Genomic DNA, 26,738 nt, shown 5'->3' on the forward strand with positions numbered 1-26,738 from the left:
CGTCCGCAGCAGCCCGCCCCCTCGGTCACGCCGGGACGTGGTGCACGATGTCGGCCGAGGCCAGCGGCCAGTACTCGGAGCGGGAACGCACCTGCGCGGCCCTCGACCGCAACCCGTCCGCCTCGGCGACGTCCGCGGCCCGCGTGGCCTGCCGCTCCAGGAACTCGGCGAAGTCGTGCTGCTGATCCCGGTGCCAGCCCGTCTGATCCTCGTGCAACCGCGCCGGCGGGCGCGTGCCGATCTCAGCGGGATAGGTCTTGGCCAGCCGCCACGCCAACCGCGCGCACGCCAGCGCGTCGGCGGCCGAGTCGTGCGCCGCATCCAGCCGCACCCGGTAGTGCTCGCACAACGCCCCCAACGTCCGCTTGCCCTTGCGGTAGCGGTCCAGGCGCTTGTCCAAGCACCGCGGATCGACCACCGGACCGGTCAGCTCCAGCGCACGCCCGTGGTGGCGCCGCAGCTCACTGGTCAGCAGCGACAGATCGAACGGCGCGTTGAACACGCACAGCGGACGCGACTCGTCCCACTGCGCGGTGAGCGCCTCCGCGATCTCGGCGGTCACCTGCGCGGCCTGGTGGCCGTGCTCACGGGCGTGCTCGGTGCTGATCCCGTGCACCTCGGCGGCCTCGGCGGGAATCTCCACACCGGGATCGGCCAACCAGGTGCGGACCCGCGGCGCCTCGCCCGGCCGGATGGAGATCAGGGTGCCGGTGACGATGCGGTCGGTGTCGGTATCGGTGCCGGTGGTTTCCAGATCGAAGGCCAGCAACGGCCCATCGGCCCAGGACGACGCGGAGTTGCTCATGATCACACCGTATCGAGATCCACCGACGAGACCATTCGCCCGCCCGCGCTCAGCGACCGATCGGAGCAACCCGGTACCGGACTCGCGTGCCGCTCCGGGTGGTGCCGAACGAACGCGCTGGGAGAAACCAACGTCGGGAATCCCGTGCAAGTCCCGCACCCACCGCGCGGTGCACCAACATCCTCCAGCTCACCACCCGCGGATGTGCATTGCGCGAGCACCTCATTCGCGGCGGGGCCGAACGATCTCCCTTCACCCGACTCGACCCGCCGACTGCACACCTTGCTCGGCCGAGCGGCAGACGACGCTCTCCGCCAGGAGGACCGATGAGGCCGAAGACCGACTCCACCACGGGCTTGGAACTGCTCACCGCGCGCCGCCTCGCCCAGGCAGGGCGGTCGTCGACTGCGGCAGCACCGAGCGCGGCGCAGTCACCAGCGGCCGGGCGCGAAGCACTTGCCTCGCGCAACGGCGGTGGTCCCTTTCGCGGCTAGGGTCGATCACGCAAAACCCCACGCCGCGAAGGAGACCCGCCCCGTGCCCGACCCGATCGTGCCCACCACCTCCGGACGAGTCCGCGGCCACCACCGCGGCGAGGTGGCGAGGTTCCACGCCGTGCCCTACGCGGCCGCCCCCGTCGGACGGTTGCGGTTCGCCGCTCCACAACCGGCACCGGCCTGGGACGGGATCCGCGACGCCACCCGCCCCGCAACGATCCCGCCGCAGGCGCCCGGCGCGGAACTGGACGATCTGGACCTGTCGCCGCTGCGCGGGCCGGACTGGGACGGCGGGCACGACTACCTGACCGTCGAGGTCAGCACGCCCGACCCGGCCGCAGGTGGCCTGCCCGTGCTGGTGTTCGTGCACGGCGGCGCGTTCATCTCCGGTACCGGCTCGGCGCCCCTCTACGACGGCGCCGCGTTCGCCCGTTCCGGGGCGGTGCTGATGACCATCAACCACCGGCTCGGCGCGGAAGGGTTCGCACCCATCGGCGCGACCAACGTGGGACTGCGCGACCAGCTCGCCGCGCTGCGCTGGGTGCGGCAGAACGCGGCCGCGTTCGGCGGCGACCCCGGCAACGTCACCGTTTTCGGCCAGTCCTCCGGGGCGATGAGCATCGCCGACCTGCTCGGATCACCCCTGCTGGGGGGCCTGGTGGACCGGGCGATCGTGCAGAGCGGGCACACCGGCATGACCCGCGGGCTCGACGCGGGCAGCCGACTGACCGAGGCGCTCGCGCAACAACTGTCGATCCCCGCGAGCACCGACGCGTTCCGCGGCGTCGAACTCGAACGGCTGCTCGCCGCCCAAACCGCGATCTCGGCGCCCGGTCATGGTCCCGACCTGCGCGACGAGCACGGCCACGACCCGAGTTTCGGCCTCAGCGCGTTCCTGCCCTTGCACGGCGACGACGTGCTGCCGCAGCCGCCCGGTGACGCCGTCGCCGCGGGCAGCGCCACCGGCGTCGACGTGCTGGTGAGCACCTGCCGCGACGAGATGTCGCTGTATTCGGCGCCGACCGGAGCCGCCGACGCCCTCACCGATGAGCTGGCCGTGGCCACGCTCGCCACGTCCCACCCGGCCGCGGCCGAGGTCCTGCAGTCTTACGGCCTGGGGCGGCGACCCGCGGGGGCGGTGCTCACCGAGGCGCTCACCGACCTCGTGTTCCGGTTGCCCGCCCGCGAATTCGCCGCCCGTCACCGCGACGCGGGCGGACGCACCCACGTCGCCGAGTTCACCTGGCGCTCACCCCGGTTCGGCGGGCGGCTGGGCGCCTGCCACGGCCTGGAGCTGCCGTTCGTGTTCCACAACCTCCACGTCGCCACCGGCCCGCACGGCCTACTCGGCGAATCGCCCGACGCGGAGCTCGCCGACACGCTGCACCGGGCGTGGGTGTCGTTCGCCGCCACCGGCGACCCCGGCTGGCCCGATCACCACGACGACCACGTGTTCATCGCCGGCCCGGACCCGGCCACGGCTTGAACCGCACCCATCGGGGAGCGGTCGGTGATTTCACAGTCTCGGACGGGATTTCCTTGCCGACGGTGAACACCTTGCGGGCACGCCCCGAATCGTGACCCGGCAAGTCGCCATGGCCCTGCCCGGGAAATTCCGTTGTCGAGTCGTGAAGCGGGCTGCTACGCAAGTGCGGTGACTTCGCTGAATGCACTCATCAGACCTGACGAATACCCGCGTGCCGCGACGTACGATCCGCAGTGGATGGTCGACAACTGTATGGGTCCGAACCCGCTATGGCTGCTCGAAGACCTCAGCCGGGACTGCACCTTCCGGCCCGGGATGAAGGTACTCGATCTCGGGTGCGGACTGGGCATGACCTCGATCTTCCTGGCGCGCGAGTACGGCGTCGAAGTGTGGGCCTCGGAACTGTGGGTCCCGGCCGAGGACAACGCCGCACGATTCGATCAGGCAGGCGTCGGCGACCAGGTCCACGCCGTGCGCGCCGAAGCGCATGACCTGCCGTTCGAACCGGAACAATTCGACGTGGTCCTGTCTGTGGGCAGCTATCACTACTTCGGTACCGATGATCTCTACATCGGCTACATCGGCGAGTTCCTCAAGACAGGCGGTCAGCTGTCGATCGCCGTGCCGTCACTGCACCGCGAATTGCGCGAGCTCGGTGGCGCCCCCGCGTACCTGCGATCCGGGGTGGGGTGGGAGGTCCTGGCCTTTCACACGCCCGAATGGTGGCGCTTCGAATGGGAACAGACCGGACTGATCCAGGTCACTGCAAGCCGGGCGCAACCCGATGGTTGGCTTGATTGGAAGCTGTGGTGCGAGGTCTGTGCCGAACATTCCCCCGACGAGCTCGTCAGGCACGGATCTCGTGCCACGATCCCCATGCTCGACACCGACCGTGGCGAACTTCTGACTTTCGCGCTCGTGACCGGTCAGAAAAACAGATCTTCGCAGTGATTCCTCGCGTCAGGACCATGCCACCGTCGTGGCCACCAGCTCCCGCGCGCAGGTGGTCGTTTCCGTGCGAGGCCGACAGGCCACGTGGGATGCACCTCGCCGAACACCCCGAGCGGCCGTTCGGACTCGGCGCGGTGCTCCTCACGCAGCTGTTCCAGGCGCTCCTGGCCCATCTTGGTCCCCACCTCGGGCGCGACCGCCGCCGGGCCTGCGAGCCGGCGACCCCGCTACTGGGCGCCGGCTGCGGGGCGCACCACGATCTCGTTCACGTCGACCTCGGAGGGCCGGGTGACGGCGAAGGCGATGGCGTCCGCGATCGCCGCCGCCGGAATGGCCACCGAACGGTAGGTCTTCATGTCCTCGCGGGCGCGCGGGTCGGAAATGGAATCGGCGAGCTCGGACCGGGTGACCCCGGGGGACACGACGGTCACCCGGATGTCACCGGACGATTCCTGGCGCAATCCCTCGGACAGGGCGCGCACCGCGAACTTCGTGGCGCTGTAGACCGCGGAGGTGGGCACCACCTCGTAGGCGCCGACCGAAGCGACGTTCACGAACTGCCCGCGCCCCTGACCGCGCATGACCGGCAACGCGGCGGCGATGCCGTGCAGCACCCCGCGCAGGTTGACGTCGATCATCCGATCCCACTCGTCGACCGCGAGCTCGTGCAGCGGTGACAGCGGCATCACCCCGGCGTTGTTGACCACCACGTCCACCCGGCCGTAGCGCTCGCGCGCGGCAGACACGAAGCCCCGCACCTCGGCGGCGTCGGTGACGTCCAGCCGCTGGAACGCCGCGGTGCCGCCCGCGGCGGTGATCTCCTCGACCAGCGCGGCAAGACGATCGGTGCGCCGCGCTCCCAGCAACAGGTGGTGCCCATCGGCGGCCAAGCGGCGCGCGGTCGCCTCGCCGATGCCGCTGCTGGCCCCGGTGATCACGACGACCTTCGGGGTGTCGGTCATGCCTGTTCCTCCCGGTGCAGCACGAGGTGCTCGTGGTGGAGCACGCCGTCGCGGACGTCTCCGGTGGCGGTGAACCCGGTGTCGTCGACGTAGTCGAGGTGATCACCGGTCACCGTGTAGCGGCCCGTGTAGGCGCTTCGCCGCGCACCGCGTGCTTCGTCGTAGCGCCCGTCGGCGCGCAATTCCTGCCTGATGTGCCCGTCGGCGGTGACCCACATGCCCACCACGTCGGCGGCCGGTCGATCTGCTGTGCTCATCCCTCGTCCTCGATCGCTGTGCTGCGGTGAGTTCGAGCTTCGCCGCTGCCCGCGCCGCCCGGCAGGACCCGCCGTGACGGGGTGCGCCGCACCCACCCAACCGGCGCGGCACCGCCCTAGGCTGGTGGCATGAGCAGTGGTGAGCTGGGCGCGTTCCTGCGCGCACGCCGCGCGCAGCGATCTCCCGGCGACGCGGGCGTCGTCCACTCCGGCAGGCGCAAAGTCGCCGGACTGCGACGCGAGGAGGTCGCCGTGCTCGCCGACGTCAACGTCGACTACTACACGCGGCTGGAACAGGGCCGCGAAACGCGCCCTTCCGCGCACGTCCTCGACGCGCTGTGCCGAGCACTGGACCTCGACGCCGACGCCCGCGAACACCTGCACCGGCTGGCGGGCACCGCCCCGCCGGGAACCCCCGACCCGGCACCGGCCGTCGTCAGCCCGCAACTGCGGCAGCTCATGGACGGTTCCCCGCGCACCCCGGCGTTCGTGCTCAACCGGACACTGGACGTGCTGGCCACCAACGCACTGGCCGACGCCCTGTTCGCACCGTTCGACCGGGCCGACAACTACGCGCGCATGACCTTCCTCGACCCCGCCGGACGCCACTTCTACGCGCAATGGGAGTGGACGGCGCAAGCCGTCGTGGCGAACCTGCGGGTCGCGGCGGGCTACGCGGATCCGGCGCTACCGGGGCTGGTCGCCGAGCTCAGCGCGGGCAGTGAACGGTTCCGCGCCCTCTGGGACTCCCACTCGGTGCGCGGCAAAACCGGCGACCCCAAACACCTCCACCACCCCGAGGTCGGGCCGCTCACCCTCATCTACCAGGCGTTCGACGTGCGCAGCGCCCCCGGGCAGCAACTGATCCTCTACCACGCCGAACACGGCACCCCCAGCGCCGACGCCTTGGCACTGCTGAGCAGCCTGCACCGCACCGCGCACGACACGGCGGGGAAGCGGTGGTCACCGGCGGAATGAACCGGCCGCCCCCGCGCTGCACGGCCCTGACCTCACGGCGTGAACGGAGGCTTCTAGGATCCGTGTCGCTGCTCGAACGGATCACCGAACAGCGACCACCCGGCCGACGGTTTCGTCGTGAGGACTCGCCCCATGGCTCTCAGCACGCTCGACGCGCGCACCGCGCTCGTGCTCATCGACCTGCAGCAGGGAATCACCGGCGCACCCGGCACGCCGCACTCGCCCGCCGACGTCGTGTCCCGCTCAGCCGAGCTGGCCGAGGCGTTCCGCCGACATGGCGCACCGGTCGTGCTCGTGCGGGTCAGCTTCGCCGCCGACGGCGCCGACGCCGCACCGGGCCGCACCGACGCCCCCGGCCGCACCGGATCGCCGCCCGAAGGGTGGGACGTGATCGTCGACGAACTCGCCGGGCACCCCGAGGACATCGTGGTCACCAAACGCAACTGGGGTGCCTTCCACGGCACCGACCTCGACGTGCAGCTGCGCCGCCGCGACATCACCCAGATCGTGCTCGGCGGCATCGCCACCAGCCTCGGCGTGGAGTCCACCGCCCGCGCAGCCCACGAGCACGGCTACCACGTCGCCCTCGCCACCGACGCCATGACCGACCTCGACGCCGACGCGCACCACAACAGCATCAAGCGGATCTTCCCCCGCCTCGGCCAGAGCGCCACCACCGCCGAGATCATCGACCTGCTCACTCGCTGAGCGCTCTCGGCTCGGCGACCGCATCCGGCGCCGGCGGGGGAGTAGCGCTCACCGACCTCACTGGCGGTCGAGGGCGGCGATGAGGCTGCGGCCCGCGTCGCGCACGTGGTCCTCGGCGGCCTGCTCCAGCGAATCCGCCCCGGCCCGCAGCTGCCGCACCAGTTCGCGGTGCTCGCCCACGACGATCCGCCGGTACTGATCGTCACCGAGCCGCACCCGCGTGAGCTGGAACAGGTAGATCTGCGAGCGGATCGCCTGCCACGCCTCCAGCAACCGCCGGTTGCCCGCCAAGCGGTAAATCCGGTCGTGGAAGTCGATGTCCAGCGCCAGCAGCCGCGCCACCCCCGCACCGGCGGCGAGCTCGGCGGCGATGCCGTCGACAACCCGATCCAGTTCCGCGCAGTCGGCGACCGTGGCGTTGCCCGCCGCGGACCGCGCCGCGAGCCGTTCCAGTGCCGCGCGCAACGCGTAGACCTCCTCGGCGTCGGCCGCGGTGACCTCGATGACCTTGGTGCCGCGATGCCAGCCGCTGCGCACCAGCCCTTCCCGCGCCAGCACCGCGAGCCCTTCGCGCACCGCACCCCGGCTGATGTCCAGGGACGCGGCCAGTTCCACCTCGCGCAGCGGATCACCCGGCGCGACCACTCCCGCGAAAATCGCCTCCCGAACCCGGTCGGCGGCCTCGTCGGCCAGTCCACGGCGCTGCGCGGTGCGGATCGAACCCAACGACGACTCCATGTTCGAATGTTGACATTAGGATGTCGCGGGGTCAACGTGAGGGGAGCAGCCGCCCGAAAGGAGCCACCATGACCCTGCCCGGCTTCCACCTCGCCCTGCCCGTCGACGACCTCGACCACGCCCGCGCCTTCTACGGCGACGTCCTCGGGCTCGACCAGGGCCGCTCCGCCGACGCGTGGATCGACTGGAACTTCCACGGACACCAGCTCGTCACCCACGTCGTGGCCGGACACCGAGGGACCGCCGGGCACAACCCCGTCGACGGCCACGACGTGCCCGTCCCGCACTTCGGGCTGCTGCTGACCATCAAGAACTTCCACGTGCTCGCCGACCGGCTGCGCGCGGCGGGCACCGAGTTCGTCATCGAGCCCTACCTGCGCTTCGCCGGGGAACCCGGTGAGCAGTGGACGATGTTCCTGCTCGACCCCGCGGGCAACGCACTGGAGTTCAAGGCGTTCCGCGACGAATCCCAAGTGTTCGCCCGATGAGTCGCGGCGTTCTGATCACCGGCGCCTCCCGCGGCATCGGCCGGGCCATCGCCACCGCGTTCGCCGCCCAAGGCGACCGCATCGCCGTGCACTGCGCCTCCCGCCCAGACGAGGCGCAGCGGACCGTGCGAGCACTGCCCGGGTCCGGTCACCTGCTCCTGCAAGCCGACATCGCCGAACCCGCCCAAGTCGAACGCCTCGTCACCGACGCCGTCACCGGACTCGGCGGCATCGACGTGCTGGTCAACAACGCGGCGGTGATGACCCCGCACCCACCGGCCATCACCTCCTACGCCGACTGGCAGGCCGCGTGGCGCAGCACCATCAACGTGAACCTGCTGGGCGCGGCGAACGTGAGCCACCAGGTCGCCGCCCACCTGATCGACCGGGGCGCGGCGGGCCGCATCGTCAACGTCGGATCGCGTGGCGCCTTCCGCGGCGAACCCGACCATCCCGCCTACGCGGCGAGCAAAGCCGCCCTGCACGCCCTAGGCCAGTCCCGTGCGGTGTCACTGGCACCGCACGGGATCGCCGTCGCCTCGGTCGCACCCGGCTTCGTCGCCACCGAACGCGTCGCCGACCGGCTCTCCGGACAGCAGGGCGAGGACATCCGGACCCAAAGCCCCTTCGGCCGAGTCGCCGCCGCCGACGAGGTCGCCTCCGCCGTCGTCTACCTCGCGTCACCGGAGGCTACCTGGTCCTCGGGCGCCGTACTCGACGTCAACGGAGCCTCCTACCTGCGCACCTGAGGCCACCACGGATGTGGTGCGTCGCGGGCGGGAGACATCGTGACGCGCGGTGGGAGACCGGTATTCTGAGCACGGCCGCCGAGTCCGTTCGGCGAGCACGACGAACCCGCAGCGTCGGCAGGAGCCAGCCATGACCGAACGCAAACCGCTCGGCATGACCTTCGAGTCGTGGATCGACCGCCAGATCCGGGTCGCGCAGGAACGCGGCGACTTCAACGGCCTCGACGGCACCGGCAAACCCCTGCCCGGCGCCGGTCAGCCGCACGACGAGCTGTGGTGGGTCAAGGGCTACGTCGAACGCGAAGGACTCTCCGGCGAGGCGCTGCTGCCGACCCCGCTGCAACTGCGCAAAGAGATCGAGCGGCTCCCGGACACCGTGCGCGCATTGCCGACCGAACAGGACGTCCGCGACGTCGCCGGCGAACTCAACCGCCGCATCGTCGCCTGGCTGCGCACCCCCTCCGGGCCGCAAGTGCCGATCGCGACCGTGCGCATCGACGACCTCGTCGACCGGTGGCGCGCAGACCGCGCCACCGGCACCCCGGCCGCGCCGCCGCCCGCCGAACCACGCCACGTCGCCCGCGACGGGCGGTGGCAACGGTTCACCCGATACCTGCGCGGCACCAGCCGATTCCCGGCGCGCGACCAGCTGCGCTGACTCCGCAGACGCTGATCAGCACACCACCCGACGGCTCCATCGCGGTTCAGGGCCGGTCGTCGTGGACGGTGCGGCGAGTGTCGTACCAGCGGTCGCCGGGGACGGGTTCTCCCGCGAGATTCCAGCTCCACGACACGACCGGCGTGATGCGCAGGTAAACGCCGTCCCCGACCATCCCGACTCGTTCGAACGGTTGCTCCGCGCGGCCGTACACCCGGATGCCGCGCGCGATGTAGGGATCGAACGACGGCACGTCGTCGATGACCAGCCGACCTTGTCGTTGCCCGCCGCCACGTTGCGGAACTTGCGGGTACCGACGACCGGGGCGCCGCCGCCGACCCAGAAGAACGCGCCGTCGAACTCCACCGCCACCGGAACGACGTCCGGCTGGCCGTCGGCGGCAACGGTGGACAACCGGCCCATCGGATGCGCGTACAGGTACGCGACCTCGTCCTCGGCGAATGCCATCGACCTTCTCCCCTCCGAGCAGCAGCACCCCGCACAGGACATGCCGGCCGACCCGCGAAACGCGGCGCACCCCAGCGTGGAAGATCACGGTGACGAAAGTCGTCGACGAGGCCCGTTTTCCGCGCTGACACTACCGGCCCGGCCGACATGATCGGCCACGTCCGCGAACGCTCAACCGCCTCGTGAGCCGCTGTCCGCCGGTGAACCCCCGAGTTCGGGGAGACCACCGGCGAACGGCATCGTCCGCCACTGATCGATCGCCGGCTTCAGCGCATCCATCAGCATCGGCAACTGCGGCACCAGCGGGAGACACGACACCACCCGCAACATGCCCACCGCGTTGACGAAACGCAGCACCCGATCGTCCAACTCGCGCAAGCCCCGACGCCGCGCCGCACGGTCGTAGGCGGCCTCACCGTCCGGACCCATCGCCGCCACATCCCACTCGACCGGGCCGAACGTGGCCAGCTCGAAATCGGCGTACAGCTCACCGCGCGCCGTGGAGACGATGTTCGCCGCCGGAGCGTCCCCGTGAATCGCCTGCAGCTCCACGCCGGGGAACACCTCCTCGAACGTCGCCCGCGAACCCACGACAGGTTCCAGGACCGCCCATTCCCGGCGCGCGCGGTCGAGATCCGCGGCATCGATCAGCTCCGGCCCCCTCCGAGAGCACCCAACGCCTCCGTGACCATCGCCGGTTCCGCCGCCGACAAGAACGGCAGCTCACCCGGATAGTCGCGCAACGCCGCATGCAGGTCGGCGGTCAGACCGCAGTTGCCCACGTAGTCGGGTTCGGCGTCGGACTGCTCGACGAACTCCCAGAACGTCATCGAGAAACCGCCGCGCAGCACCGGTTCCCGCGGCACCAGCGGGCTCGGCGGGATCACCGGGACACCCTGGCCCGCTAGCCAGGACACCACATCAAGCTCGGTCCGCTGCCGCACCGCCTGCGCATCAGGCCCCGCGCCGGGCGCCACCACGGTCGGAACCCGCACGACCACCGGCGACGGGGCGAGGTGCACGACCACGGAGAACAGATCGTGCAGCATCGTCGCCGCCCCCACGTCCAGACCGAGCTCCCGTCCCGCCTCGACGGCCGCCGCACGCGCACGAGACGTGCGGTCGGCGAGCTGATCGGACGTCATCACCTCGAACATGACGGTGATGGTGGCACGTGGCCAACGCCCACCGCGACGGAATTTCCAGGCAGCCACGGCAGAGCACCCACGTATCGCGAGTCCGCCCGGCCCGCACCCGGCGAGGTGATGCCGGAACCGCCGGGTCACACCGACGTCCACCGCGTGAACCGGGAGCAGCCGTGCGGCTTCGGCGCAATCACTCCACCGGCGAGGCGCCGTACTCATCGTCGGTGACGTGGCGCCCCCACGTGACGGCGCTGCCGGACTCGTCGTTCTGCTGCGTGGCGATGTGGACCATGAAACGGTTCGGGGCCGCGCCATGCCAGTGGTTCTCGTCAGGCTCGAAGAACACGCGGTCACCGGGCCGCAGGATCTCGACCGGCCCGCCTTCGCGCTGGCACAGCGCCACGCCTTCGGTGACGAAGATCGTCGACCGTGCGGATGAGTGTGCCAAGCCGTGCGCGCCCCGGGAGTGAAGTGCGCGGCGGTGGCGGTGAACGTGGAACTCGCGGCCGGCGCGGCGACGGCGTCGATGTAAACGTCGCCGGTGAACCAGTCGGCGGGACCCTTCTGGGTGTCGAGGCTGGTGCTACGGGTGATCTGCATACCTGTGCTCGCTTTCCGTCGTCGATCGGCGCCGCTCGTGCGCGGAATGCCGGTACGCCACTCGTCCCTGGGAATGCCTCGGCACGAGGCGCATGCGCGGCCCGCCAGAATTGATCTTTCCCTGCCCGGCTCAAGTCGATCAGTCCGGGCACGGCCGCGCCCGCCAAGCGCGGCCCATGGCCCTGCGGCAACCCGTGCAGCCGAGGCCCAACGCGGTCAGCCGGTCCGCCGCAGCACCGGGGCGAGGGTGAGGCCGCCGGGGATCGCGGCGAACGCCGCACGCAGCTCCGCATCAAGGCTCGCCGGGGTCGGCGGATCGGTGCGGGCCGCCCAGGCGTCGAAGGCGCAGCGGGTCGCGGCGATCAGCACGTCCAGGGCCAGCCGGGCGCGCGGGTCGGCCGGGTCGTCCAGGTCGAGCCTGCGGTGCAGGATGTCGCGCGCACGACGGGTCGTCTGGTCGCAGAAGTGCAGGTTGTGCCCGTTCATCGACGGAGTGACCCTGTGGAGGTGCTGGCTGAGCAGCGCCCGATTCGTCGTGATCAGCCGCAGCGCAGGCTTCTTGCCGACACCGTTGCGGCAGCGGCGCAAAGCACACCGTCCCCATGAAGATCCATCCCGCCACAGCGGGAAGAAACATCACGGTGACGAAAATGGAATCGGTTGGCACGGACCATTTCCCGCCTCCGATCGCTGATCACGCCGCCGACCGGTACCGGTCCGCCAATGATGCGATCAGCGCGGCGTCGCACCGACCGCACCTTAGGTGCGCATAGCCGACGGGAACTCGCTTCAGAGCAACATCGTCTCGAAACGCCCAGCACCTGCCCCGGTGGGATCACCGGCCACCACGTCGCGAGCTCGGCACGTCCGCGCGGACCTCCGCCACCTGGCGTGCCCGAGCCGGGTAGCGATCAGTTCCGTGGCGGGGACGGACGGTCCGGATCGGGTGCGGCGAGGTCATCGGCGGCCCCGTCCGGGACCGGTGTGGTCTCGGGCAACAGCGCACGCAGCTTCTGCCGCAGGGTTTCGCCGTGGTCGGCGTCTTCGACGCGGGGTTGCGAGTCGAGCGCGTGGCGGAGCCCGTCGCGCAATTCCTCGAAGCGCCGTTGCGCGGCGGTGGCCGTGGCCGTTCGCCCGGTGAGCTGTTCGCGCACCGTGGTGAGCTGCTCGTGCAGCGGCCCGAGGCTCTCGGCGTAGCCGCGGGTGGCGGCGGTGAGTCGATCGGTCAGTTCGGCGATGCGCTCGTCGGCGCCGGCCTGCGCGGCCGCGAGCCGTTCGGCGTGCTCGGTTTCCTGCTCCCGCATCCGCTGTTCGTGCACGGCGGTGAGCTGCTCGTGCAGCTGCCTGCTTGCTTGGTCGTGCTCGCGCCGCAGGCGATCCTGCTGCTCCAGGGCACCGCTGCGCTGCTCGGCGAGAGCGTTCTGCAGGTCGGTGATGCGCTGGTGCGCCGCGGCGGCCTGGTCGAGCGCGTTCTGGCGGTCGGACTGGGCTTGTTCGGCGACGCGCTCTGCCGCGGCCTTGTCGGCGAGGGCCTGGTCCCGGTCCTGCGCCGCTTGCTCGGCGCGCTGCTGGGCCGCGGACTGCTCGGTGCGGGCCGTGTCGGTTTCGGTGCGGGCTTCGGCGGCGTCGGCTGCCGCACGGTCCCGGTCGGCGAGCGCGGCGCGGGCCTGTTCGGCGGCGTGATCGCGCTCGGCTTCGGCAGAGCCGCGCGCGGTGAGCGCGGTGGCGAGTTCGGAGCTCGCGTGGGCCTGCAGTGCCGCGATCTCCTCCCTCGTGGGGTCGAGCACCGAGCGCAGTGCGGCGAGGCGTTCGTCGAGGGCGTGCACGTCGAGGTGGGTCATCGGCTGGTCGGCGCCGTAGACGCGAGTCCAGATCTCGCGGTGCTCGTCGAGCATGGCGCAGCTGATGGTCTTCGCGCCCCAGTTGCCGTAGCGCTCCGGGTCGGGCGGGCAGTACGGCGTGGGACGTCCGCCGCGCGGTGGCAGCGGGGGGAGTGGTTCGCCGCAGTAGGCGCAGTGGGCGTCCTGTCCCGTGGCGAGCGCCCGCAGGGTCGACTCCCGCCGTTCGTCCCGGCTGCCTCGTCGCGCGGGCGGCACCTGCCCGGTGGTGCCGAAGGCCGTGTCCGCGTCCTCGTGTTCCGTCATCGTTCCCGCCGATCACCCTTCATGGCCCGAATCTGCGCCGATCGCTCAGTTCCAGTTATTAAACCATATCGCCTGGTTTCAGTTAACTAAGTGGAACCATCCGGAGCGCGGATACCAGGAGTGACCATATGAATAAGGAGGATTATGGATATACTCTGATCATGAGGCCGCAGGGCGGACACGGAGCCTTGCAATGCCGCAAAACGGACACCCTGCGGGCGCGGGAAGCAGGGGCTCGAAAATGAGGCCCCAAAGCGAGGAGGAGCGGGAGCACATGACCGAGGTGGCCGTACGGGACGAGCAGGACGACAAGTCCGGCCGGGAGCGCTTCGCGGAGTTCCTGCGGATCTACACGTCGCTGAACACCCGCGTCGCCTACGCCACCGATCTCGGCATCCCGCTGGACTGGGTCCCCGGCTACCACGCGCCCGAGCCGGGCCGCCGCCGCGGCCGCGCCCGGCGCATCGAGCCGACCGGACTGGAATGGCTCAACTGGTGCGTGCGCAACGACTTCGCCTCGTTCGCCGACGTCCGGGTCGAACACGTGGAGCGGTGGCTGGAGGAACTCGCCCGAGCCGGATACCGCGACGCGACCCGCGCCCGCATGCTCTCGGCGGTCTCGGCGTTCTACCGGAAATACCTGCTGCGCGAAGGCCTCGCCGAGCACAACCCGGCGGCCCTGGTGGACCGATCCGCCCAGCACCTCAACCGCGCGGGCGCCACCCCCTCGGCGACCGCGATGTGGTCGTTCGAGGCCTGCCGCGCGCTGCTGCTCGCCGCGCACCTGCTGGCCGCCGACAACCGCAGCGGCCTGCGCGACCGCGCCATGATCGAAGTGCTGATCGGCACCGGAGTGCGGGCCGAAGAACTAGTCGGGGTCAACCTCGCCGACTACCACCGGCCCGCACCCGGCGGCCCCGCCGCGCTACGCGTGCACGGAAAAGGAGCCAAAGACCGCCGCGTCGCACTCGCCGCACCCGTCGCCGACGCCGTCGAGGACTACCTCGCCGTCCGCACCGACGCACCCGTCCCCGCGCTGCGCGACCAGCCCGGCAACCGCCCACCCCAGCCGCTGCTGATCACCGGCACCGGACGGCGAGTGCACGTCTCCCACGTGCAGGCCGTACTGCGCCGGCTGTGCACGACGTTCGCGCCCGCACCCGACGCGCCCCCGCCTCGCTCCCGATGGCTGCGGGAACTGCTGGCGGGGGAGCAGGCCGCGCTCATCGCCACCCACCTGGCCCCGCTGCGCGACACCATCCACCCGCACTCGGCGCGGCACTCCTACGCCACCCACGCGATCACTCGCGGCGCCGAACCCCGCCAGGTCCAGCACGACCTCGGCCACGCCGCCCTCTCGACCACCGAGGGCTACCTGCACGACGCCGACGGCCTCGCCCACTCCGCAGCCCACGAACTCTCCCCGGCTCTGCACAGGGGTTGGCTGCCCGCGTACTGATCACCAGGCTGGGACGTCCGGATCACTCCCCGGTTCGGCGTTGATGCAGCGACACCGCCACCTCGAGGATGCGGTCGATGTCGGCGGCGATACCGGAGTCGGTGTTGTTCAGGTAGCGCACGATCGCCGCGCCCGCACTCGACACGGCCACGGGTTCCACCGGGACCGTTCGAAACAGCCGCGGGATGCCGTAGATCTCGCGGAGGATCTCCTCCACGACGAACTCGTTGACCGGCCGGCCCTCGCTGCGGTGCCGGGCGGCGACTTCACCGCTGAACACCGCCAGGTCCTCGATCTTGGCGCGATCACCCAGCAGCGGCGCGAGGAGCACGGCGACCACCGAGACGAGGAAACCGTTGAATGCGACTCTGTCCTGCGGTGACAGCGCCTCATCGAGCGCTTTGGCCCTGCGGTCTTTGAGGACGAGGCAGCTGATCTGATCGCGGAATCGCGGTTCGACACGCATGCTGGCGCCTCCTACTCGAGGTGGGTGAAGTTCGCGAGGACGGCGAGCACGGCCTCTTCGAACGTCTCGTGCCGGCTGACCTCCTCGGAGCGGAAGAGCCCATGCCCTCGCACGACGGCGAAGGCGCTCCACAGCCCGAGGTGAAAGTCCACGCGCCCGGCGTGGAGCGCCTCCGCGCCGTGGTCGAGGACGAGGTGCACGGTCTTCTCACCGGAACGGGCCTCGGGTTGTGGCCGAAGCGAGAACCGGTGGCGGTCGAGCGATTGCCGCAGTTCCGTGCTGATGTCCGGGATTGCCACGTCGCACTTCCTTCGTCTTGTGGCTCGGTTCGGGTCACCTGGCCGGGCGGCGGTTCGCGGCCGCGTGGTCGCGGAGGTTCCCGGGACCGGCGGCTTCGTAGAACCGACGTGCCGTGCTCGCAAGGTCCGCCTTGCGCGGCCGCAGCGCGATGAAGTCGGCGAGGATGCGTTCTTGTTCGGTCTCGTCGAGGGCGGCCCATTCACCGTTGGCCCCGCCGCAGGCGTCGATGAGGATGTCGAGGCACTGGGCGATCGCCAGCGACTCCACGCCACCCCAGTCGTCCAGCCATCGCCGACGCGACATGTCGGTGGCGAGGCGGGCGAGGGTGTCATCGGGCGCCGCACGAGCCTGTGCCGGTTGCTCGTCGTCACCGTCCCGGGGCGGTTCGGACCCGGTGATCCCGAGGCGGATGCGTTGCTCCAGTCCGGTCAGCTGTTCCCGCGCCGCGCTGTTCCCGCGCCGTGCGGCGAGGGCGTACCAGTACAACGCCCGGTCCCGATCCCGGTAGTGCAGTTCGTAGAGCTGTCCGAGGTGAAGCGGGCCGACCGGGTCACCTGCTTCGGCGGCTCTCGTGTACCACTGCGTGGCCTTCGACAGCGCCGTGCCGTTGACGGGGCCGGGCTCGATGCCCTGCATCCTCGCTTGGACGCGACCTTCCTCGATCTGCCCGAGCCGGTTCATCGAGGGGGTGTGGCCTGCCGCGGCCGCCGCGCGGTACAGCGCGGCGATGGCGGGTAGCCGCTCGACGCCCTCCTTCGTCTCGCGCCGGTACGCCTCGCGGAAGACGGTCTCCGGGTCCGCGCCGGGCTCGGCCGGGGATTCCGGGGCGTTGTTGGAGGCGAACACCCATCCGGCGGCGTGATCTTCGATGCGGCGTCCCGGTTCGGGTCTGCCGTTCTCGATGAGCTGGTCGGCGACCACGCGAAAGAGGTGATCGAACGTGAGCCCGGCAGGCCCGCCGGGAATCCCCGCACGCACCGTGTCCACGAGGGCCTTCGTGAAGTACGTCTGCGCGTCGGCGACTTCCTCGAGCTCGTACCAGGACATCTCGACCGCGCTGCTGCTCATCAGCAGGTACGCACCGGAAACCGGGGGCAGGTGGTCGGCGGCGAGGCGCCCGTAGTCTTCCGTGGCGAGGCCCGCATAGCAGCAGTCGAGCACGGCGATCTTGACGGCGGCGTGGCTGGCGCGGAACGCGTCTCGCACAGCCTCGAACGGCAGCGCCGTGGCGGCGGTGAAGTTCGAGTCCTTCCTGGTGTCGCCCACGGTGAGGCACAGTCGCTCGCGGTGATCGTAGATTCCATGTCCGACGTAGTAGAACAGCGCGACGTCCGTGGCCGCGATGAACGCTTCGATGAGCTCGACATGAGTTGTCCCGAGCGTGCTCCGATTCTTCAACGCGACGATCGACTCTTCGGGCCACGGGCCGCACACCGGGTCCAGGAGCAGATCTCGCATCCGGTTGAAGCTGCGTTGGACCGCGAGGACCTGCTCGAAGTCCGTGTAGTCCCAGGTCCCCATGAGCACCGCACGCGACCGGGAGTAGTCCCGGTCGGCCGGCTCACTCATCGCCGAGCAGATGTTCGGCGAACTGCAGGACCGTGTGCGGATCGTCAAGATTCTCAGCGGTGACCGTCACGGAGCGGTCTTTGCGAGTGAGCGTCACGGTCACCGACGACCGCCGGGACATGATGAACACGGGCAGCGTCCGGATGGCGATGGCGAGCACCGTCGCGGAAGGCACCAGCAGTTGCAGCGCCTCGACGACGCCGAGCTCACCGTGACCCGGGCCGGAACGTTCGCGGGTCACGGTGGTGCCCGGGACGGTGCGAAGGCGGCGGAACAACGGACCGGTATCGGCAGGCTCGGAGAGCGTCACGATGACTGCGAACGATCCCTCGGCGCGCTCTGCTGCGGTGTCCTGCGGGGAGATCGGCTCCGGCATCGGGCCTCCAGGTCGATGGTCCGCCTAGTTCCTGTGTCGGCCGCAGATCCTCATCGGACCTGCCGCTACGCGATGACGTCGATGAGGCCGATGACGAGGCCCGGCGGGATCGCCACGAGGGCGATGGCGAGAAGGACGCATCCGCCTCGCGGCTGCAGAGGAGGCGCGGTCGGGTTGATGCGGGGATCCGGGTCATGGAGGTCAACGCCACCGCGTTCCAGCTCCTGCATGGCCGACCCGATCTTCCGCAAACACGGATCGCACAGCGTCATGCCGCCATGGACCTCGTTCTCACGGCACCGCTCGCACTTGCTCATCGCAGCCCCCACCCCGTCCCCAGCGCGATCGCCCCTGGGAACAAGGTCGCAGGTTCCACGATCAAACTACGCGGGTTCGACCTTGTTCACTCGAATGGAATAACCGAGATCAGCGGCGACAACGCGAGACGAACACGGACCGGCGCGGATCGCGCGGTGCGGAAGGAAAGCCCGCAGGCGGGCGAAAACAACGGCAAGGGAGGTGCTCCTCTCCTTGCCTGTTTCAACTTATAGCGCACAGGGGGACTTGCGGCAAGAGCCGGGTCGTACCGCACACTCTCCGATCGAAGCCGCAACCTGCGGAAATGAATGTTCAGCTCGGTGAGCGCGCCCCGGTCGACGCGGTCGTCGCGCCCACCGTGGCGATGGGGGATTCGATGCACGACGTGATCGTGGTGGGCGGCGGCCCGACGGGGTTGATGCTGGCCGGTGAGTTGCGGCTGCACGGCCTGGACGTGCTGGTGCTGGAACGGGAAGCGACGCCGGTGCAGCAGGTCCGCGCGCTGGGACTGCACGCGCGCAGCATCGAGGTGCTGGACCAGCGTGGCCTGCTGGAACGGTTCCTCGAAGTGGGGGAGAAGGTGGTGGCCGGCGGGTTCTTCGCCGGGATCGCCAAGTCCTGGCCGCAGCGGCTCGACAGCGCGCACTCCTACGTCCTCGCGATCCCGCAGCGCGCCACCGAACGCCTGTTGACCGAGCACGCCACCGAGCTCGGCGTGGACATCCGGCGCGGCCGTGAACTGGTCGGCCTGACCCGGCACGACCACCAGGTCAGCGCCGAGCTGGCCGACGGGGCGTTGCTGCAATCGCGCTACCTGGTGGGCTGCGACGGAGGCCGCAGCACCGTGCGCAAACTGCTCGGCGTCGACTTCTCCGGCGAGCCCGCCAGAACGGAGACGCTGCTCGGCGAGGTCGAGGTGACCACGTCGCAGGAGGAACTGACGGCCGTGATCGCCGAGGTCCGCGCAACTCACGCCCGTTTCGGCGCCATGCCCCTCGACAACGGGATCTTCCGATTCATCGTGCCCGCGAAGGGGGTGTCGGAGGATCGCGCGGCTCCGCCGACGATCGACGAGCTGCGCCGACGGGTGCGGGATTTCGCGGGCACCGACTTCGGGATGCATTCGCCGCGTTCCACGTCCCGCTTCAGCGACGCCACCCGGCTCGCCGAGCGCTACCGGACGGGCCGGGTGCTGCTGGCGGGCGACGCCGCGCACGTCCACCCGCCGACCGGCGGTCAGGGCTTGAACCTCGGTGTGCAGGACGCGTTCAACCTCGGCTGGAAACTGGCCGCCGAGATCACCGGCTGGGCGCCGCAGGGGTTGCTCGACACCTACGAAGCCGAACGGCGCCCGGTGGCGGCCGCCGTGCTGGACAACACTCGCGCGCAGAGCGAACTGCTCTCCACCGAGCCGGGGCCGCGGGCGGTACGGGGGCTGCTGGCGGAACTGATGGAGTTCGAGGAGGTCAACCGCTACCTGATCGAGAAGATCACCGCGATCAGTGTGCGCTACGACTTCGGCGAGGGGCATCCGCTGCTCGGGCGGCGGCTGCGCGACGTGGAGCTCAAGCGGGGACGGCTCTACGAGCTGATGCACGGCGGCCGCGGCCTGCTGCTCGATCAGACCGGCGAGCTCTCCACGCAGGGCTGGGCCGATCGGGTCGACCACGTCGTTGACGTCAGCGAGGAACTCGACGTGCCCGCGGTGCTGCTGCGCCCCGACGGGCACGTGGCGTGGACCGGCGACGATCAGCGCAGCCTGCGCGGAGAACTCGCCCGGTGGTTCGGATCCGACGGCTGATCCTTGAGCGCCGAACCGCGCCACATCAACCGTTCCAGGCGCATGCTCGTGGTCAGGACTGATTGGTCACGGTGACGAAATTGATCTACGAAAGGCCGTGGTCCGCCATGTCCGCGTCGACCGTTTCGGCGCGGGGCGGCAACGGCACCGGCAGGGCGGGCAGGCCGTCGATGCTGGCGACGTTGGTGTCCTTCTTCTCGCAGTAGGCGGCGAACTCGTCGTCGGTCTTGCGGCCGAAGTACCGCGCGTGCAGGTCCCGTTCCTCGCTGTATTCCATGAACGGGACCGCGAACCCGCAGGAGTCGCTGACGCGCTCGGCTTCGACGATGATGATCGCCCGCAGGCCCGGCCCGTCGGCGTCGCCGAATCGTCCGATCAGTTCACCGAATCGCGGGTCGTCGCGGAACACCGGGGTGCCCCGGCCGTGCACCCGCAGCACTTTCGGCGGCCCGGTGAACGCGCACCACATGAGCGTGATGCGGGAGTTCTCCCGCAGGTGCGCGATGGTCTCGGCGTGGCTGCCACCGAAGTCGAGGTAGGCCACGGTGAGCTCGTCGAGCACCAGGAGCGTGCCGGAACGCCCCTTCGGGGACAGGTTGACGTGCCCGTCGCCGGACAGCGGCGCGGTGGCCACGAAGAACACCGGCTGCTCGTCGATGAATGTCCGTAATCGCTGGTCGAGGCTCGCGTACACGGTTCCCATCCATCGAGTATCACCTGCGGATCAAGCGAATTCCGCGACACTGTGAGCATTCCGACGAGCGCGACCCGGCCTCAGCCTGTCGCTGCACCCGGCCGCACAGCAGGCTCAGCCGGGTCGCGCGGAACGGGGAAACGGCCCCTGCCGGGTTTCCGGTCACGGCGCCTTGAATTCGACGTTCCCGCGCGTGAACGGAACCTTCTTCTGCAGCATCGCCTGCGGGCGGGTGAAGTCCTTGAGCAGCACCCGGATGAGTTCCTCACCTGGCATGCTCATCAGGCGCTGGGCGACATCGGGGTGCTGGCGGTGAATGCGGGCGACCTCGACGACGCAGCGTTGCGCGAGCCCCGGGACGACGTCGGCGCCGACCAGGACGTTCGACGGAAGCGGCTCTTGGCGTTCGTCGCGCCCCTGAGGGCCGTAGTACTGCATCGTGCTGTCCGTGAGGTTGGCGGGCTTCCGGTAAATCCTCACCTTCCTGGAAAAGCGTTCGGCATCGTCGAGTGACTCGCGGCGAGTCTCGCTCAGCTCGTGAAGCTTCGTCGGGTCGATGGTCGAGATCTCCGCCGACAGCTCCGACTCTGCTCGCTGGAGGTCTCGCATGAGATCGAACATCCGGTGCAGATCGGCCGTGGTGTCGGAATTCGCGGGCTCGTGGTCGGTCTCGGCCAGTGCGCGGATCTGGTCGGCGAGAGCGGCCACCTCCTGAACTCGCACCTCCGCCCGGGCGTACAAGCCGGCCATGCCTTCCACGGATTTCTTCAACTTCCCGGCGGGAGATTTCGCGGGGACCGACCGATAGGGGTCGGACGGGCTCGACGGATTCTCGGCGCGGGTGTAGGAGAGCAGTTCCCCGCCTTTGTCGGCGCGGAGCGTCGGGGACTCCTGATCGAGGAAGTCGTTGAGCATGATCCACCCGTTTCGCTCCTGGAGCGCGCGGATCGGGAGCGTGATTCGAGCGGGCTCGCCCTCGCCGAAGCGGCTGCCGCGGAAACCCGCGCTCACCGGCTCGATGTAGAAGAAGACGAAGCCGTGGTTGGCCAGGTCTTCGAGGTCGAACGCACCGGTGTTGTGCGTCGCCGCCGCGCCTTCGTTGTTCAACACCGCCAGGGACTTGAGCGCGCTGTCAGGGTCGGGGCCGAGGATGCTCTTCACTCGGCTTGCCGGTGCGTAATGCCGAAGGACGCATTTGTTCAGTGCCGCCTCGACCTTCTGCCGCAGGCTGTCGGTCCACTTGTCCGGCGTGTCCCCAGAGTCCTTCTTGCCTGCGCCGGCCGGGGCCTCGGGCCGGCGCGGGGCTTGCGTGACGGCCTCGTCCCTGTCGAGGGAGGCCCGGGTCCGCGCGGACATGGACTTGAAGTAGTCGAGGTAGGAGCCGTTGAACGAGAGTCCGCCCATTTCCGGCAATCCCCACAGCCGGCCGAAGTTGAGCATGACGAAGTATCCGAAGTTCTGCCACTCTTCGGTGCTTATTCGAAGATCGACGTCAAGGCTGTCGCGCACCTGGCGCAACCACGACGCGTTGGTCGTGCACCAGTGTTCGGTCTCCGCGTCCGATCGTCGAAGTCTCTCGATGTCCTGCAACACGTCCATGATCTCCAGCACGCGGTCCCGGTTGATGTCCGGGCGAGTGCCGTTCTGCAAATCGCGCATCCGAACGGCTTCCCGATGCTTGGTGATCAAGTTCTGATAGCTGTTCATGAGCCTGTCGAGGTCGCGCAGAATTCCGCGCAGCGGCCCGTGCGTCGAGGCGGGACGCTGGTCGCCGCTCTGAGAACCGGGAGTGACCCGCTGCAGGACCGGTTCACCGTCCGGCCGCCGCTGGGCGGTGATCAGTCGGCTGACGGCGGCATTCCCGATCGTGCCGTGCAATCCGAGCACCGAGGATGTGGCCGACGACTCGCCCGAGGTCGCGTTCGCAGGGTGCGTCGGCCTGCCGTGCGTCACCACGATGTCCGGGGCACCCGGGCCTTTCTCGCCTTGTTTCCGCTCCCGCATCGAGCTCCTCCACGACGTCGAGTCCTTCGCGGAAGCTCGCACGCGGCAGGGGCTCCGGGGTATGGCCAGGAGGGCACACCCAGGTGACTCGGCGGTTGCCTGGAAAGGCAGCGAATCCGCCCACCGCCGCCGAGGCGTCCGAGCAGGGTCGGGTCCGCTCGTCGGATCAGCTGGGGCGACGAGCGTGGCCGTTCCCTGCGGCGGGCTTCCCGTCCGAGCGCCTGCGAGCACGGACATCTCCGTCGACCGCGAGCCGCCGTGTGAACGTCGAGAGGATTCTTCGTGCTGCTGCTGACCGCCGACACCGTCCGGACCGGTCCGGACGGTGTCGGCGGTCAGCAGGCGCCGTACTGATCGACGGGCGCACGATCGTCGCCGCCGGGCCGCGCGCCGAGATCGACCGGCACCCGGGCGCGCTGAAGCCGAACACGGCGACTTCCCGGGCGCGACGCTCCTGCCCGGGTTGATCAGTCGAGGTCGTCGGGTTCGGGCAGGGAGCCGTCGGCGTGGCGGCTCAGCGCTCCGGGGACGCGGCCGAGCGCGTCGTAGGCCTGGTGGGTGAGCCACGCGCCGTGGCGGTTCTCCCACAGCTGTTCCAGCACGAGCGACACCAGCGGAAGCGTGCCGGGTTCGTCGCTGGTGTCGTCGAGGATGCGTTGCGCCAGACCGGCTTCGAAGGCCAGTCCGCCGACGAGCGCCGCGGGTTCTTCGATGGCGGCGGCGAGCTGCGCACGCGACATCGGTTCGAGGAACCACACCGAGCGGTTGAGCTCGTCAACGGTGTCCCGCGTGATCAGGTCGTCCAGCGACCGGGACCGCAGCGTCAGCACCGCCCGCAGCCGTTCCGAGCGGGCCAGCGCCCCGGTCAGCTCAGCGATCCTCTCCCGCGCTGTCACGGGATTCTCGACGACGGCCTCTTCGAACTGGTCGAGCACCAGCAGCGTGTCGGTGGTGACCTCGGGGATCTCGTCGTGCGCGCCGAGCTCGACGATGCGCGTCCCCGCGGCTTCGAGCCGAGGCGCTAATCCGGCGTGGACCAGGGAGGACTTGCCACTACCGGACGGCCCCGCCACCGCGACCAAGTCCCGCCGGTCCACCAGTTCCCGCAGCCGGTCGATGTCGGTGTCGCGGCCGCGGAACAGTTCGACGTCTTCCTGCCGGAACGACCGCAGCCCCCGGTACGGATTGCGCGACGGCGCCGTCCACGCGTCACCGAGCGCCGTGGTCGGCACCAGGTGCGCGGTGGCGGCGTTGCGGGCGGTGGTGGTCACGACCATGCCCACGACACCGGCGAGTTCCTCGTCCCACACCGGCGCCCCGCTGAAACCGGGTTCGATCTGCCAGTGACCGGTGTCCTGCGCCATCTGGATGCGGCCACGACCTTGGGCACCGATGAGCCGCCCGGTGACCCAGACGCCTTCCGGCAGGTCGGCGGGGAAACCAACGGTGCGGAAGCGGTGATCACGAACCTCACCGTTGATCCGCGCCGGAACCGGCAGCGCACCGGAGGGCGGTTCGGCCAGCCGCAGGATCGCCACATCCAGCTCGTCGTCGCGTTCCAGCACTTCCACGGCGTGGCCCTGGCTGCCCAGCAGCGGGAAGTCCGCCATCGGCTCCGCGTCACCGATCACGTGCACGCAGGTCGCGACGACACCGGGCGCGATGAGGAACCCCGCGCCGAGGACGCGCCGCCCGTCGCGCAACCGGACGAGCGCGGAGTCCAGCGGATCGGTCGCCAACCCGTTCATGCTGCGAAACCCCCGAACTCGCGTCTGCGGGTGTGATCGAAGCTAGCTCGAACTCCGCGACGCCGGGGCGAGTTCCGATCTTTTCGCCGAGAGAGCACCGGCCTCGACCACGCTCGGGGCCATCAAGGTGAACGGACCGTTCGTCCAATCTGGTTGGACGAACGGTCCGTTCACCCCCTTCACATCGCGGTCGCTGCGATGCTGGGGCGATGACGGTCCGGCGAGCTCGTGGACGACCAGTTCCCCGGTTGGCGTGATCTGTCGGTCCGTGCACTCGACGCCGCGGGCACGGTGAACGTGTTGTTCCAGTTCGGCGAAGGACTCGTCGCGCGGTTTCCGATGCAGCCAGACGATCCCGCTGAGACGCGCCGCTCGTTGGAGATCGAGGCGGGCGCTGCGCACGAGCTGCGGCGCCACTCGCGAGCACCGACACTCGAGCCCGTCGCGATAGGAGAGCCGGGGGCGGGATATCCGCTGCCTTGGTCGGTGCAGACCTGGCTTCCGGGTAACCGATGCCGCAGTCGCCGACCCGTGCGGCTCGACGCTGTTCGCGCACGACCTCGCCGAGTTCATCGCCGACGTGCGAGGCATCGACACCGGCGGCAGAGAGTTCCGCGGCTCTGGCCGCGGCGGACAGCTGCCCGATCACGACGACTGGATGCACGTTCCGGCGTTTCGTGTCCGGCCTCGGCTGAGGTTTGGGGCCGTCCCCGGTGCCCCATCCGTGGGGCGCCGGGGACTGAGCGTTGGTGTCAGCGCTGCAGCGCCGGTTCCGCGCCGGCGCGCAGTGCCTTCTTGTCGACCTTGCCGACCGGGGTCGTGGGCAGGGAGGGCAGCAGCACCGTGTCGTGCGGCGTGTAGTTCGGCCCGAGTTCCGCGGTGACGGCGTCGGCCAGGGCGTCGGTGTCGATGTCCTCGCCGGTGAGGAAGATCCGCACCCGTTCGCCCACGGCTTCGTCGGGGATGCCGACGGCCGCCGCGTGTCGCACACCGGGCAGGGTGTGCAGGAAGTCCTCCAGCACCTTGCTGTAGACGTTGTCGCTGGTCTCGCCGGTGACGATGATGTCCTTCGCCCGGTCCACCAGATACAGGTAGCCGTCCGCGTCCAGGTAGCCGATGTCGCCGGTGCGCAGCCATCCGCCGGCGTCCACAGCTTGCGCGGTGCGCGTCGGGTCCTGCCAGTAGCTCAGCATCCGCAGCGGGCTGAGCACGCAGACCTCGCCGGTTTCGCCTTGGGGCAGTGGTTCGCCGTCCTGGTCGCGGATCTCCAGCTGGGTGCCGGGCATGGGTCGCCCGCAGCTGCGCCACAGCGGGGAGTCGATGTCGCCGGGGTCGGGCAGGTCTTCCGGCGGCAGGGCGGTGATGCCCGCGCACTCGGTTTGCCCGTAGCCCTGGGAAATGATCGGCCCGAACGTCTCGACGGCCTGCCGCAGCCGGTCCGGAGCGATGGGCGCCGCACCGAGGTTGATCTGCCGCAGCGCGGGCAGTGCGCTGCGCTCGCAGCTCGGGTGGTCCAGTAGCTGGTAGAGCATCGGCGGTACCGCCGTGGTCACGGTGATCTCCTCGTCCCGCAGCGTGGTGAACGCGGCGTCCGCGTCCCACTCGGGAAGCACCACCAGCGTCGAGCCCGTCAGCAGGGCGAAGAGCAGGGTCAGGTGGCCGCTGGTGTGGGTCAGCAGGGTCGCCGCGAGGACCCGGTCTCCGCCTGCGGGTTGCAGCGCGCGGCCCATTTCAGCCGTGGCCGCCACCAGGTCGTAGGGCATTCGACCGTGGGCCGCGAGCTTCGGCCGGCCCAGCGTGCCACCGGTGTAGAACACGGTGATCACGTCAGCGGGGCCGGGTTCCGGTGTGGTCTCGGGCCGCTGCACTGGGCACTGCTGCGCGAGCTCCCACACATCGGCGTCGGCGGGCGAGGCGTCGGATGCGCCGAGGCTCAGCAGCTTCGGGGCGCTGGTGCAGCGCTCGGCGGCTTGCAGTGCCTGCTGTCCGTAGGCGGGGTCTGCGACGACGACGCGGGCACCGGACTGGTCGATGAGCGCGGCGAGCTCACCCGGACCGGGCTCCGGCGGCAGCATCACCGCCCGGCAACCGATCATGTGCACCGCGAGCACCAGCAGCGCCGATTCCGCACGGTTGCTCAGGAACAGCCCGATGCCGTCGCCCGGCGCGAGTCCCTGCTCGCGAAGCGCATGCCCGAGCTGGAAGAGCCGCCGCCGGGCCTGGCCGCGGGTGAGCCGCACCGGACCGCACACCAGCGCGTCCCGCTCCTCGTCCTGCTCCCACTGGGAGAGGATCTGCTCGATGTACATCCCTGTGGGGATCGTGGCACTTGGAATCACCCGGATATGCAATCACGTCCCGCTTCCAAT

The 26,738-nt window shown here is 70.1% G+C and carries 30 protein-coding genes; 10 read left to right on the forward strand and 20 right to left on the reverse strand.

Translation table 11 applies throughout. The annotated features are described in order from the left end of the window. Positions 1-25: 25 nt before the first annotated feature. Positions 26-805, reverse strand: a complete 780-nt coding sequence (locus tag H2Q94_RS14890; RefSeq protein WP_243787681.1) for an exonuclease domain-containing protein — start codon at positions 803-805, stop codon at positions 26-28. Positions 806-1,342: 537 nt separating this feature from the next. On the opposite strand from H2Q94_RS14890, the gene H2Q94_RS14895 reads away from it, so the two are divergent. Beyond that, positions 1,343-2,788, forward strand: a complete 1,446-nt coding sequence (locus tag H2Q94_RS14895; RefSeq protein ID WP_243787682.1) for a carboxylesterase/lipase family protein — start codon at positions 1,343-1,345, stop codon at positions 2,786-2,788. A 168-nt stretch (positions 2,789-2,956) separates the two neighbouring features. After that, the gene (locus tag H2Q94_RS14900; RefSeq protein WP_243787683.1) at positions 2,957-3,739 is read left to right on the forward strand and encodes an SAM-dependent methyltransferase; all 783 of its coding nucleotides are present in this window, start codon (positions 2,957-2,959) and stop codon (positions 3,737-3,739) included. Between the two features lie 227 nt (positions 3,740-3,966). On the opposite strand, the gene H2Q94_RS14905 is transcribed toward H2Q94_RS14900, so the two are convergent. Together H2Q94_RS14905 and H2Q94_RS14910 are read right to left on the reverse strand one after the other, a co-directional pair. Continuing rightward, a complete protein-coding gene (locus H2Q94_RS14905) occupies positions 3,967-4,701 on the reverse strand; it encodes an SDR family oxidoreductase (protein WP_243787684.1) in 735 nt (244 codons plus the stop codon). Continuing rightward, positions 4,698-4,958 carry an Atu4866 domain-containing protein gene (locus tag H2Q94_RS14910; RefSeq protein ID WP_243787685.1) on the reverse strand — a complete coding sequence of 87 codons (261 nt, stop codon included), beginning with the start codon at positions 4,956-4,958 and terminating at the stop codon, positions 4,698-4,700. The genes H2Q94_RS14905 and H2Q94_RS14910 overlap by 4 nt, the downstream gene beginning before the upstream one ends. Positions 4,959-5,087: 129 nt before the next feature. On the opposite strand from H2Q94_RS14910, the gene H2Q94_RS14915 reads away from it, so the two are divergent. Together H2Q94_RS14915 and H2Q94_RS14920 are read left to right on the forward strand one after the other, a co-directional pair. Continuing rightward, positions 5,088-5,936: a helix-turn-helix transcriptional regulator gene (locus H2Q94_RS14915; RefSeq protein ID WP_243787686.1), complete on the forward strand. Its 849-nt coding sequence runs from the start codon at positions 5,088-5,090 to the stop codon at positions 5,934-5,936. Positions 5,937-6,068: 132 nt separating this feature from the next. Then, a complete protein-coding gene (locus tag H2Q94_RS14920; RefSeq protein ID WP_243787687.1) occupies positions 6,069-6,644 on the forward strand; it encodes a hydrolase in 576 nt (191 codons plus the stop codon). A 57-nt stretch (positions 6,645-6,701) separates the two neighbouring features. Here the strand turns inward: H2Q94_RS14920 and H2Q94_RS14925 are convergent, their stop codons facing one another. Beyond that, the gene (locus H2Q94_RS14925) at positions 6,702-7,382 is read right to left on the reverse strand and encodes a GntR family transcriptional regulator (protein ID WP_243787688.1); all 681 of its coding nucleotides are present in this window, start codon (positions 7,380-7,382) and stop codon (positions 6,702-6,704) included. 68 nt (positions 7,383-7,450) lie between these two features. Between H2Q94_RS14925 and H2Q94_RS14930 the strand changes: the two genes are divergently transcribed. The 3 genes from H2Q94_RS14930 to H2Q94_RS14940 all read left to right on the forward strand — a co-directional run bounded on the left by H2Q94_RS14930 (position 7,451) and on the right by H2Q94_RS14940 (position 9,277). After that, complete coding sequence (locus H2Q94_RS14930) at positions 7,451-7,870, forward strand: VOC family protein (protein ID WP_243787689.1); 420 nt, start codon at positions 7,451-7,453, stop codon at positions 7,868-7,870. Beyond that, on the forward strand, positions 7,867-8,619 hold the full coding sequence (locus tag H2Q94_RS14935) for an SDR family NAD(P)-dependent oxidoreductase (RefSeq protein ID WP_243787690.1): 753 nt from the start codon (positions 7,867-7,869) through the stop codon (positions 8,617-8,619). Before H2Q94_RS14930 ends, H2Q94_RS14935 begins: the two co-directional genes overlap by 4 nt. Positions 8,620-8,749: 130 nt before the next feature. Beyond that, positions 8,750-9,277 carry a DnaJ family domain-containing protein gene (locus H2Q94_RS14940; RefSeq protein WP_243787691.1) on the forward strand — a complete coding sequence of 176 codons (528 nt, stop codon included), beginning with the start codon at positions 8,750-8,752 and terminating at the stop codon, positions 9,275-9,277. 46 nt (positions 9,278-9,323) lie between these two features. Here the strand turns inward: H2Q94_RS14940 and H2Q94_RS14945 are convergent, their stop codons facing one another. The 6 genes from H2Q94_RS14945 to H2Q94_RS14970 all read right to left on the reverse strand — a co-directional run bounded on the left by H2Q94_RS14945 (position 9,324) and on the right by H2Q94_RS14970 (position 13,634). Then, complete coding sequence (locus H2Q94_RS14945; protein WP_243796044.1) at positions 9,324-9,530, reverse strand: PNPOx family protein; 207 nt, start codon at positions 9,528-9,530, stop codon at positions 9,324-9,326. Between the two features lie 386 nt (positions 9,531-9,916). Next, positions 9,917-10,336 carry a phosphotransferase family protein gene (locus tag H2Q94_RS30690; protein WP_309501026.1) on the reverse strand — a complete coding sequence of 140 codons (420 nt, stop codon included), beginning with the start codon at positions 10,334-10,336 and terminating at the stop codon, positions 9,917-9,919. 56 nt (positions 10,337-10,392) lie between these two features. Next, on the reverse strand, positions 10,393-10,902 hold the full coding sequence (locus H2Q94_RS30695; protein ID WP_309501027.1) for a hypothetical protein: 510 nt from the start codon (positions 10,900-10,902) through the stop codon (positions 10,393-10,395). 178 nt (positions 10,903-11,080) lie between these two features. Further along, the gene (locus H2Q94_RS14960) at positions 11,081-11,338 is read right to left on the reverse strand and encodes a cupin domain-containing protein (protein ID WP_243787692.1); all 258 of its coding nucleotides are present in this window, start codon (positions 11,336-11,338) and stop codon (positions 11,081-11,083) included. A 368-nt stretch (positions 11,339-11,706) separates the two neighbouring features. Further along, positions 11,707-11,976 (reverse strand): hypothetical protein, encoded by a 270-nt coding sequence (locus tag H2Q94_RS14965; protein WP_243787693.1) that lies wholly within the window; start codon positions 11,974-11,976, stop codon positions 11,707-11,709. Between the two features lie 425 nt (positions 11,977-12,401). Continuing rightward, positions 12,402-13,634, reverse strand: a complete 1,233-nt coding sequence (locus H2Q94_RS14970; RefSeq protein WP_243787694.1) for a coiled-coil domain-containing protein — start codon at positions 13,632-13,634, stop codon at positions 12,402-12,404. A gap of 274 nt (positions 13,635-13,908) precedes the next feature. Between H2Q94_RS14970 and H2Q94_RS14975 the strand changes: the two genes are divergently transcribed. After that, entirely contained in the window at positions 13,909-15,093 is a 1,185-nt protein-coding gene (locus tag H2Q94_RS14975; protein ID WP_243787695.1) for a tyrosine-type recombinase/integrase, read from the forward strand. A 22-nt stretch (positions 15,094-15,115) separates the two neighbouring features. On the opposite strand, the gene H2Q94_RS14980 is transcribed toward H2Q94_RS14975, so the two are convergent. From H2Q94_RS14980 to H2Q94_RS15000, 5 genes are all read right to left on the reverse strand, one after another. Beyond that, positions 15,116-15,559, reverse strand: coding sequence for a hypothetical protein (locus H2Q94_RS14980; protein ID WP_243787696.1), 444 nt, complete (start codon positions 15,557-15,559; stop codon positions 15,116-15,118). A gap of 11 nt (positions 15,560-15,570) precedes the next feature. Then, a complete protein-coding gene (locus H2Q94_RS14985; RefSeq protein ID WP_243787697.1) occupies positions 15,571-15,858 on the reverse strand; it encodes a hypothetical protein in 288 nt (95 codons plus the stop codon). Positions 15,859-15,892: 34 nt separating this feature from the next. Further along, positions 15,893-17,428 (reverse strand): caspase, EACC1-associated type, encoded by a 1,536-nt coding sequence (locus H2Q94_RS14990; RefSeq protein WP_243787698.1) that lies wholly within the window; start codon positions 17,426-17,428, stop codon positions 15,893-15,895. Next, on the reverse strand, positions 17,421-17,804 hold the full coding sequence (locus H2Q94_RS14995; RefSeq protein ID WP_243787699.1) for an effector-associated constant component EACC1: 384 nt from the start codon (positions 17,802-17,804) through the stop codon (positions 17,421-17,423). The genes H2Q94_RS14990 and H2Q94_RS14995 overlap by 8 nt, the downstream gene beginning before the upstream one ends. 65 nt (positions 17,805-17,869) lie before the next feature. Next, the gene (locus H2Q94_RS15000; RefSeq protein ID WP_243787700.1) at positions 17,870-18,121 is read right to left on the reverse strand and encodes a hypothetical protein; all 252 of its coding nucleotides are present in this window, start codon (positions 18,119-18,121) and stop codon (positions 17,870-17,872) included. A gap of 377 nt (positions 18,122-18,498) precedes the next feature. Here H2Q94_RS15000 and rox point away from each other — a divergent pair, with 377 nt between their 5' ends. Next, entirely contained in the window at positions 18,499-19,923 is a 1,425-nt protein-coding gene (gene rox / locus H2Q94_RS15005) for a rifampin monooxygenase (protein ID WP_243795702.1), read from the forward strand. An 85-nt stretch (positions 19,924-20,008) separates the two neighbouring features. Here rox and H2Q94_RS15010 read toward each other — a convergent pair whose 3' ends face one another. From H2Q94_RS15010 to H2Q94_RS15025, 4 genes are all read right to left on the reverse strand, one after another. Further along, the gene (locus tag H2Q94_RS15010; RefSeq protein WP_243787701.1) at positions 20,009-20,626 is read right to left on the reverse strand and encodes a pyridoxamine 5'-phosphate oxidase family protein; all 618 of its coding nucleotides are present in this window, start codon (positions 20,624-20,626) and stop codon (positions 20,009-20,011) included. A 153-nt stretch (positions 20,627-20,779) separates the two neighbouring features. After that, complete coding sequence (locus H2Q94_RS15015) at positions 20,780-22,621, reverse strand: hypothetical protein (RefSeq protein WP_243787702.1); 1,842 nt, start codon at positions 22,619-22,621, stop codon at positions 20,780-20,782. A gap of 467 nt (positions 22,622-23,088) precedes the next feature. Beyond that, a complete protein-coding gene (locus tag H2Q94_RS15020; RefSeq protein ID WP_243787703.1) occupies positions 23,089-24,369 on the reverse strand; it encodes a serine protease in 1,281 nt (426 codons plus the stop codon). A gap of 42 nt (positions 24,370-24,411) precedes the next feature. Further along, positions 24,412-24,786 (reverse strand): hypothetical protein, encoded by a 375-nt coding sequence (locus tag H2Q94_RS15025; RefSeq protein WP_243787704.1) that lies wholly within the window; start codon positions 24,784-24,786, stop codon positions 24,412-24,414. Here H2Q94_RS15025 and H2Q94_RS30975 point away from each other — a divergent pair. Next, a complete protein-coding gene (locus H2Q94_RS30975) occupies positions 24,709-25,230 on the forward strand; it encodes a phosphotransferase (protein WP_397545481.1) in 522 nt (173 codons plus the stop codon). The two genes, H2Q94_RS15025 and H2Q94_RS30975, sit on opposite strands and share 78 nt — an antisense overlap. Here the strand turns inward: H2Q94_RS30975 and H2Q94_RS15030 are convergent. Continuing rightward, a complete protein-coding gene (locus H2Q94_RS15030; protein ID WP_243787705.1) occupies positions 25,122-26,678 on the reverse strand; it encodes a class I adenylate-forming enzyme family protein in 1,557 nt (518 codons plus the stop codon). The two genes, H2Q94_RS30975 and H2Q94_RS15030, sit on opposite strands and share 109 nt — an antisense overlap. Positions 26,679-26,738 lie beyond the last annotated feature (60 nt).

The organism is Saccharopolyspora gloriosae (genome assembly GCF_022828475.1).
GTDB classification, from domain to species: domain Bacteria; phylum Actinomycetota; class Actinomycetes; order Mycobacteriales; family Pseudonocardiaceae; genus Saccharopolyspora_C; species Saccharopolyspora_C gloriosae_A.